The organism is Planktotalea sp. (assembly GCF_039984035.1).
Classification (GTDB): Bacteria; Pseudomonadota; Alphaproteobacteria; order Rhodobacterales; family Rhodobacteraceae; genus Planktotalea.
Window position 1 is genome coordinate 1 of the sequence record NZ_JBDWVM010000349.1, and the last position, 9054, is coordinate 9054.

General features: G+C 54.4%; 7 protein-coding genes. 2 read left to right on the top strand and 5 right to left on the bottom strand.

Features of this window, described 5'->3' with window-relative positions; translation table 11 throughout:
* Positions 1-898 (bottom strand): ornithine cyclodeaminase (locus ABJQ89_RS15630; protein WP_348497093.1); only part of this gene is annotated, 898 nt, incomplete at its 3' end.
* 9 nt (positions 899-907) lie between these two features.
* Positions 908-1837 (bottom strand): arginase, encoded by a 930-nt coding sequence (gene rocF / locus ABJQ89_RS15635; RefSeq protein WP_348497094.1) that lies wholly within the window; start codon positions 1835-1837, stop codon positions 908-910.
* Between the two features lie 189 nt (positions 1838-2026).
* On the opposite strand from rocF, the gene ABJQ89_RS15640 reads away from it, so the two are divergent.
* Together ABJQ89_RS15640 and dnaE are read left to right on the top strand one after the other, a co-directional pair.
* A complete protein-coding gene (locus tag ABJQ89_RS15640) occupies positions 2027-2452 on the top strand; it encodes an Lrp/AsnC family transcriptional regulator (protein ID WP_348497095.1) in 426 nt (141 codons plus the stop codon).
* Positions 2453-2547: 95 nt separating this feature from the next.
* Complete coding sequence (gene dnaE / locus ABJQ89_RS15645; protein WP_348497096.1) at positions 2548-6060, top strand: DNA polymerase III subunit alpha; 3513 nt, start codon at positions 2548-2550, stop codon at positions 6058-6060.
* 35 nt (positions 6061-6095) lie between these two features.
* Here the strand turns inward: dnaE and ABJQ89_RS15650 are convergent, their stop codons facing one another.
* From ABJQ89_RS15650 to ABJQ89_RS15660, 3 genes are all read right to left on the bottom strand, one after another.
* On the bottom strand, positions 6096-7445 hold the full coding sequence (locus ABJQ89_RS15650; protein ID WP_348497097.1) for a tetratricopeptide repeat protein: 1350 nt from the start codon (positions 7443-7445) through the stop codon (positions 6096-6098).
* Positions 7442-8242, bottom strand: a complete 801-nt coding sequence (locus ABJQ89_RS15655) for an alpha/beta fold hydrolase (RefSeq protein WP_348497098.1) — start codon at positions 8240-8242, stop codon at positions 7442-7444. The genes ABJQ89_RS15650 and ABJQ89_RS15655 overlap by 4 nt, the downstream gene beginning before the upstream one ends.
* Positions 8243-8245: 3 nt before the next feature.
* The coding region (locus ABJQ89_RS15660) for a P1 family peptidase (RefSeq protein WP_348497099.1) at positions 8246-9054 on the bottom strand (809 nt) is incomplete at its 5' end.

The following is a 9054-nucleotide window of genomic DNA, read 5'->3' on the forward strand; positions in this document are numbered from 1 at the left end:
CGAACAGCGTAATTTGCTTGTCGCCTTTGCGCCCTTGTGCCTGACCTGTGATCACTTTCCAAAGTTCCGTAATCGGGTGGCCCTGATTCAATTGCTGAATTTCCCCTTCAATCCAAGTTTGCTCGGGATATTCGACGAAAATGTCAGATCGCAGCAGGATATCGCGGTGCAATTCGGTCTTGCCCGGGCAATCGCCGCCGATTGCGTTGATGTGAACGCCTGAACCGACCATGTTGTCGGTCAAAATGGTGGCATTTTGCTTGTCTGCGGTACAGGTCGTAATGATCTCTGCGCCTTCCATGCAAGCTTCGCCCGTCTCGCAGGGGATGACATTCAATCCCTTGCCAGACAGGTTGTGTACGGCCTTAGCCGTGGCAGCGGGATCAGTGTCGTACAAGCGCACATTTTCAATGCCGCAGATCGCCTTGAATGCAAGGCATTGGAACTCGGATTGCGCACCGTTGCCGATCATCGCCATTGTCTTCGCACCTTTCGGTGCAAGGTGACGTGCCGCCATTGCAGACGTCGCCGCCGTGCGCAGCGCAGTCAGTAACGTCATTTCTGACAGCAGCTTGGGATATCCCGTATCGACATCCGCGAGCATACCAAAGGCGGTTACCGTTTGCAGACCTTCGCGTGTGTTCTTGGGGTGGCCGTTCACATATTTGAACCCGTACATTTCCCCATCGGATGTGGGCATGAGTTCGATAACGCCCACGTCAGAGTGGCTGGCAACGCGCGGAGTTTTGTCGAACAATTCCCATCGTTTGAAGTCAACTTCGATCTGATCGGCCAATTCACACAGAATGGTTTCAATGCCTTTATGATGAACAAGCCCCATCATATGCTCGACAGAGACAAAAGGGACAAATGCGAGGTTGGAAGGTAGCGGTGACATAGGACGTCCTCAATAACTGGATGTGAAACGGTCAAGCACGCGACGACCGAACAAGCTGGCGGTAAGATCGACCATCAAACGCGCTGTGCGTCCGCGATCATCAAGAAAAGGGTTGAGTTCCACCAAATCGAGCGACGTCAGCAACCCACTGTCATAAAGCATCTCCATAATGAGATGCGCTTCGCGGAACGTCGCGCCGCCGGGAACTGTCGTTCCAACCGCGGGCGCGATACTGGGTTCGATGAAATCGACGTCCAAACTGACATGGAGCAGACCATTGTTTTTTGCGACTTCCTCTAGAAACGGGGCCAAAAGTGAAACGACGCCGTTCTCATCAATTGCGCGCATGTCGTAGGCCAACGCGCCAGAGGCTTGCAGCAATTGCCGTTCTTGTTGATCAACGGAGCGAAGGCCAAGGAAGCATAGTTGCTTTGGATCAAGCGCTGCGGGCAGTGGCTTGCCCAACAAATCAGGAAATCCCGCAATGCCGCAAGCAAAGGACATGGGCATGCCGTGTATATTCCCGCTCGGCGAAGTTGCTGGCGTGTTGAAATCAGAATGGGCGTCAAGCCAAAGCACATATTGTGGGCGCCCGATCTCTACCGACGCCGCAACATGGCCTGTCACAGTTCCTAGGCTTAAGGCATGATCGCCGCCCATATAGATTGGAATGCTGTCTGACGTCGCAAGGTCAAATGCCCGTTTGTGCAAAGAGCGCGTCCAACCCGCAACCTCGGGCAGGAATTTTAGGTGCGTGTAATCTGATTGAATGTCGGTCACAGCGTTGGCGCGCGCGTCCCCGAGGTCTGTTACTTCATAATCCAGTGCGGACAGCTCTTCGACCAACCCTGCGGTGCGATAAGAGGCTGGCCCCATGACGCAGCCACGACGACCGGCCCCTTCTTCCATCGGGACACCAAGTAGATTGAGTTTTTTCATGCTGTTCCTCAGCCTAAGTTCTAATCAAGTCGTCGGGCCTTGTTTGAGATCAGCTAAAGCATCGATCGATCAAGTAAACACGGCGTTTGTCCCTTCATAGCATTGAGGGGTGAAATTTCGCATGCCCATCTTGTTCAGTTTGTGAACTCATATTGTGTAGATTGATAAGTATATGTTAGCAGTATGCTCATGCCAACGTTTGACCAACTCGATCGTGAACTCATCACAATTTTGCGCGAAGATGGTCGCGCGCCCGTGTCAAAGCTCTCTACTTTGCTTGGGGTTTCGCGTGCGACAGTACAAAACCGATTAGATCGGCTTTTGGACAGTGGCGCTGTTCTCGGATTTACCATTCGAGCGCTCGAAGATGTTGGGACAGATGGCGTCAAAGCGGTCATTATGATCGAAGTCGCGGGGCAATCTACGACCAAAACCATTCGTAGCTTGCGAGGCATTCCCGAACTTCGCCAATTGCACTCAACGAATGGTAAATGGGATCTTGTGGGGCACCTAACCGCCGAAACATTGGCAGATTTCGACCGTGTTTTGCGGGAGGTTCGCGATGTTGAGGGGATCGTGAACAGCGAAACGTCGATCTTACTAAGCTCTATCTAAACAGTTCTTTCCCAGCATGAAAATCGGCGCTTCTGAGCCGCACTTTGGATGGCTTTGTCCTTTCAACGGCGGTCGGCTCGCGGTATCGGTTGTCCATGACAAATGACCTTCGATTCATTCACCTGCGCACTCACACGGAATATTCCTTGTTGGAAGGCGCGATGCGGCTAAAGAAACTGCCAGACCTGTGCAAATCCTTGGATATGCCTGCAGTCGCGGTAACGGACACCAATAACCTCTTTGCCGCTTTGGAATTTTCAGTCAGCGCTGCTGGTAAAGGCATTCAGCCCATTGTCGGATGTCAGGTTGATCTTGCCTATCTCACGCCACAGCCGGGTGAGCGTGAAAAGCCACCTGCGCCAGTTGTTTTACTGGCGCAAACCGAGCAGGGCTATGAACATTTGATGAAGCTCAACAGCTGTCTTTATGTGGATAAGGGCGGTCAGCTTCCCCAAGTCACGATGGACGAACTTGAAGCGCTCAGCGCTGGTTTGATCTGTCTCTCTGGTGGACCAGAAGGTGCGATTGGGAAACTTTTGCAAGGCGGGCAACGCCCCGCGGCAGAAGCTTTGATGGATCGTCTTCACAGCGCATTCGGTGATCGCCTCTATGTCGAACTGCAACGCCATCCCGAGGATGGCGGTCTGCCCGAGGCGGAGCGTCTGACGGAGCGTGGCTTTGTCGAAATAGCTTATGCCAAGAACATCCCGCTTGTCGCGACCAATGATGCCTATTTCCCGAAATCCAGCATGTATGAGGCGCATGACGCCCTGATCTGTATTTCCGAAGGCGCTTATGTGGATCAGCAAGACCCGCGTCGAAAGCTGACTGCCCAGCACTATTTTAAATCGCAGCAAGAGATGGTGACGCTTTTCGCGGACCTGCCTGAAGCGATTGAAAACACGATTGAGATAGCGAAGCGCTGCGCCTTTCAAACCTATCGCCGTGATCCGATCTTGCCGAAGTTTGCTGACGATGAGGTCGCCGAATTGCGCCGCATTGCGAATGAGGGTTTGCAAAAGCGCCTTGCCGTGATCCCCCACGCGGTGACAGTGGAAGAATACCAAGAACGGCTCGATTTCGAGCTTGGCATTATTGAGGGCATGGGCTTTCCTGGCTACTTCCTCATCGTTGCGGACTTCATCCAATGGGCCAAGGACAACAACATTCCCGTTGGCCCTGGTCGTGGCTCCGGTGCGGGCTCGCTCGTGGCCTATGCTTTGACGGTCACCGACCTTGATCCACTGCGGTATTCGCTGCTGTTTGAGCGGTTCTTGAACCCCGAACGTGTCTCCATGCCGGATTTCGATATCGATTTCTGCATGGATCGCCGTGAAGAGGTGATTCAATACGTTCAAGAGAAATATGGCCGCGATAAGGTGGGGCAGATCATCACCTTTGGTGCCCTGCTCTCCAAAGCCGCGGTGCGCGATATTGGCCGTGTTCTGCAGATGCCGTATGGGCAGGTCGATCGTCTGTCCAAGATGATCCCTGTCGAAGGCGTCAAACCGGTCTCCATCGAAAAGGCCCTCGCGGACGAGCCGCGCCTACGCGAAGAGGCGCGCAATGAAGAGGTGGTTCAACGTCTGCTCGACTACGGTCAGCAGGTCGAAGGCTTGCTTAGAAACGCATCGACCCATGCCGCTGGTGTTGTGATCGGGGACCGCCCGCTTGATGCGCTTGTGCCGCTCTATCAAGATCCGCGCTCTGACATGCCTGCGACCCAGTTCAACATGAAATGGGTGGAACAGGCGGGCCTCGTAAAATTTGACTTCTTGGGTCTGAAAACCCTGACCGTCATTCAAAACGCGATGGAGCAGATCAGCGCGGGTGGTCGTCATTTGCATATCGCCGCTGATGGTCGTGAACTCTACACGCCGCCCGAAGGCGCGGTCGATGATATCGGTGCAATCCCGCTGGATGATGAGGCGAGCTATAAGCTCTACGCCTCCGCCAAAACCGTCGCGGTGTTTCAGGTGGAAAGCTCGGGCATGATGGATGCTCTGAAGCGGATGAAACCCACTTGTATCGAAGATATCGTTGCCCTCGTGGCGCTTTATCGTCCGGGTCCGATGGAGAACATTCCGACCTATTGCGAGGTTAAAAACGGACTTAAAGAACGCGAATCCGTGCATCCGCTGATCGACTACATCCTTGAGGAAACCCAAGGCATCATTGTTTACCAAGAACAGGTTATGCAGATTGCCCAAGTCATGGCGGGTTACTCGCTCGGCGGCGCTGACCTCTTACGCCGCGCGATGGGTAAGAAGATCGCCGAGGAGATGGCGAAGGAGCGGCCTAAGTTCGAAAAAGGTGCCAAGGAGAATGGCGTGCCTGCCAAGAAAGCCTCTGAGGTTTTCGATCTCCTTGAAAAATTCGCCAACTACGGTTTCAACAAATCCCACGCGGCGGCCTATGCGGTTGTGAGCTATCAAACCGCATGGCTGAAAGCGAACCATCCAGTGGAGTTCATGGCTGGTGTCATGAACTGCGATATCCATCTTACAGACAAGCTCGCAACCTATTTTGAAGAGGTCAAAAAGGGTCTGGATCTGCCTTGGGTGCCGCCTTGCGTGAACCGCTCTGATGCGACGTTTAAGGTGGTTGATGGCGCGCTCGTCTATGCGATGGGGGCTTTGAAGAACGTCGGTGTCGAGGCGATGAAATTGGTCGTTGAGGGACGTAAAATTGAGGGGCAAGAGAAGCCATTTGCAACGCTGTTTGATCTGGCGCGCCGCGTTGATCTGAAACGCGTTGGGAAGCGTCCGCTTGAAATGCTCGCGCGCTCTGGGGCTTTTGATCAGCTTGATCCAAACCGTCGCCGCGTTTTCGATAGCCTTGATGGATTAGTTAGCTATTCTAGTGCGATCTTTGAGCAGAAGAACTCCAATCAGGTCTCGCTCTTTGGCGAAGCCGGCGATGATTTGCCGGAGCCGCGCCTATCGCCAACGAACGATTGGATGCCTGCCGAACGTCTCAATGAAGAGTTCCGCGCAGTCGGGTTTTACATGTCGGGCCATCCGCTCGACGATTACATGGCACCGCTCAAACGCAAGGGCGTTATGACGCTCGATGATGTCACAGCCAAGGCTGAGGGCGGCGCTTTGGTTGCCAAATTGGCGGGTGTTGTTGCGGGCCGCCAAGAACGTAAATCTGCGCGCGGCAATCGTTTTGCATTTGCCCAACTCAGTGACACAACGGGCGCTTATGAAGTTACGCTCTTCTCAGACACGCTCGAAAAATGTCGTGATTATTTGGAAACAGGATCGAAGGTCGTCGTAACAGTTGAGGCGACCATGGAAAGCGACCAGCTCAAGCTGCTCGGTCGCTCCGTCGCACCGATTGATGTTGCGGTTGCCGATGCAGGCCAAACCGCTTTGCGCATTTTCGTCGAAGATAAGATCGCTTTGCCGAACATTGCCTCCGTCCTTGACCGTGCCCAAGAAACGGTAAAGCAAGGCGCGCGTGGTCCTGTGATGCTTTGCTTGATGGACAGTGGCCTACCAGGTGAGGTTGAGGTCGATCTGGGGCGCGAATTTCCAGTGAACCCGCAAATCAAAGGTGCACTCAAAAGCCTCGATGGCGTCATGCAGGTCGAAGAAGTTTAGATGCCTTCGGCGAGGATATTTTAAAAAGGTGAAACCTATTGTGGCGATCTCGCGCGCGCAGTTTCAGCGAGTTCTGTCAGACCGGTTTTTTCATAGACCTCTGCCAGCATACGATTGAGCGGCACACCGTCGGGGTCATAGGTGCGTCGCATTTCCAGCACTTGCTGCGCTTGGGCTAGGCGTTCGGTCTTCATCAACGCATCCAGATGAACTTGTTCAAATAGATCGCGCTGGGCGTGGCTACCGCCGATTTCCGCCATACGCGGGAGAGCCGCGCCGAGTTCCTTTACCGTCGTTTCAAAATCGCCACGTGTGTATGCGAGCAGACCCTCACAGGCAGGAAGCGCCACGTTTTGCCAAACGTCTTGTTCAAAGCTTGGCGCGCTGGCTTTTTGTTTGATCGCGCTGATCAACGTGTCGGCCATTGGATCGTTTGAACGCCCAAGCGCATAGAGATACTGCATGGTGAGGAACGGCAAAGTCGTATCCGCGCCGCGCTGGGCGATGTGATCAGCCACGTCTTGCCAGCGATCACCAACATCGATGCCCGCCAACTCCATCCGCGCGAGCAAAGAAGCGGCACCGATCTGGTCCTGCGCAAAGTTCTTCTCAAGGCCCCAAACATGCGTGTCATAGGCTGCGCGCACCTCGTCGTGCTGGCCCATAGAAATGTAAAACAGCGCCAAGTGCCACCAGTTGTGGCTGTACATAAAGCTGTTCAATCCCTCCCAACGTGGCGCCATTTCTTCCATAAAGGCGGCGCCTTCGACGATACGTCCTTGGGTCAGCATCACATGGGCAATCGCGTGATGCGCCCAAGCATCATTTGGCAAGATCTCAATCGCTTTTCTCGCAGAAACCTCAGCCTGTTCAAGCTGATGACACTGCTCATACCCAAACGCGATCATACCGTGGACATAGGGTTCGTCTTGCGCGTCTGGGATTGCCTTCAGGCCTGCACGCAGCATCGCGGGCGCATCGCCTGTGTTGAAATAAAGATACTGCGCCAATTTGATGATCACTAGATCACAGGGGTAAAGGTCGGCGTGTTGCTCGCATAGCTGCATCGTGGAGGGCACATCGCCAGAAGCCCAAGTTGCGGCGATTTGAACGACCGAAATTTCACGCGCAACAGTGGTATCCGCAGATTCCGCACGGCTTATGAATGGGGCCGCTTTTTCGGCTGCCACAGGTGCTTCAAGAAACATCCACAACATACCGGCGTAGGCATTAGCGAGCGCGCAATTAGGGTCGGCTTCTGCGCCAGCCAAAATGTTTGCAGCCTTGGGCCTGTAAGACAAAAAGCCATCGATAAAATCATCAATGGCCTGCGCCGTTTCTGCGTTGCATGGGCTTGTGGCGTTGCCAAATCGATCTTGGGTCATTTCGAATGCTCCTTCAGAAAAGGAATGAGATGGGACAAAACGCTCTCGGCGGCATCCCAATGGAGTGAATGACCCGCATTCGGCACAGTTTCGATGCGTGCGCTTTTCACGTTCGACAACAGCTCAAATGCGGCGTCATGTGGGACGATCAAATCGTTTTGCGCCAGCAGTGCGAGGGTTGGTGTGGTGTGATCGTTGCCAAACGGGTTCGGGCGATACTGTTTGAGCGCGTTCAACTGATGTTGCATCGCCTCGAGGGATTGGGCGTGGGCATAGTTCAAACTCGCGGCGATTGCCCCTTCGATTTGCTCAGGTACATCAAAGAAGCTGTGATGAAAGAGCCATGGGAACAGGCTACGCAGCCAGAGGTCCTCTGGACCCGTTGCGCGGATATCGCAGAAGCTTTGGAAGAGATGCCAAGAACGGCTTAAATTCATCGGAGCGCTACATAATAGCCCTAATGAGGATATACGATCAGGCGCGAGAAGCGTTAATTCCGACGCGATATATCCCCCCATAGAATGCCCCACAACATGCGCTTTTGCGACGTTGAGATGGTCCATCAAGGCTAAGACGTCCGCTGCGTTCTGTTGGGGTGAGGTTGACGCGAGCGCAGGTGTCGTCCGTCCGGTTGACCGGTTGTCAGGACGAATGACGGTAAAGTGCTCGCTCAGCGTGGGAACGAGAATACCCCAACTGGCACTGTCGCTGAGCATACCAGCAGTCAAGATCAAAGGTGGCCCCGATCCGTCGATTTCATAGTGGTAGTTGATATCTGGCAGCTTCAAAAAAGGCATAGTTTAGCTTTCATTCTTGGAGCGCCAAGTGGGCAATAAATCATTGGGTGACGCGCTGGCTTCGTACACGGCGCGGGCGATTGCGCGCGCGACGCAAAGCGAGGCCGCGTGCCCAATCATCGCGAGTTCCAGATCGGGTGCAACCAGCTCTTTCGAACCTGTTGTGGTTGCGAAAATCAGATCGCCATCCATTGGGGTGTGGGCTGGCACGCACGCGCGCGCGATCCCGTCATGCGCAGCTGTGGCAAGGCGCTGGCACTGCGCCTTGTTCAGGTTTGCATCGGTCGCGACGATCCCAATCGTAGTATTCGCTTGCTGCATCATGGCGGTTATTTTGTCTGACTTGAGATCGCGCCCTAGCCCTGCACGCATGTCAGGACCAGACCCGCCAAATTCATCATCAATTTCGAATGGCGCGGCCCAGAAATGGCGCTCGCCAGGCGTGGTGACAGACCCAATTGGGTTGGCAATCATCAAGGCGCCCACAGTGACGCCGCTATCCAATGTAAGTGAGGCTGATCCGGTCCCTCCCATCAATGTCGCGCTCATTGCACCTGTGCCCGCACCAACGGAGCCAAGTTCGAAATCTGATCCTACATTCCCCAGCGCCGCTTGCCCGAGAGCGGGATAGGGTGACGTGGTCCAGTCCTTTTCGCCGCCGTTGATGAGGTCGAAAATGATGGCAGCAGGCACAATCGGAACACGCGCGGTATGCACCTGAAATCCGCGTCCCATGTCGCGCAAGCCTTGCATCACCCCGCTGGCCGCATCAAGGCCAAAGGCCGAGCCTCCCGAAAGAACAAAAGCGTCGA

Bases quoted from the DNA above. Each gene is read 5' to 3' on its own strand.
- rocF (WP_348497094.1), bottom strand. From the start codon at position 1,837: ATGAAAAAACTCAATCTACTTGGTGTCCCGATGGAAGAAGGGGCCGGT.
- ABJQ89_RS15640 (WP_348497095.1), top strand. From the start codon at position 2,027: ATGCCAACGTTTGACCAACTCGATCGTGAACTCATCACAATTTTGCGC.
- dnaE (WP_348497096.1), top strand. From the start codon at position 2,548: ATGACAAATGACCTTCGATTCATTCACCTGCGCACTCACACGGAATAT.
- ABJQ89_RS15650 (WP_348497097.1), bottom strand. From the start codon at position 7,445: ATGACCCAAGATCGATTTGGCAACGCCACAAGCCCATGCAACGCAGAA.
- ABJQ89_RS15655 (WP_348497098.1), bottom strand. From the start codon at position 8,242: ATGCCTTTTTTGAAGCTGCCAGATATCAACTACCACTATGAAATCGAC.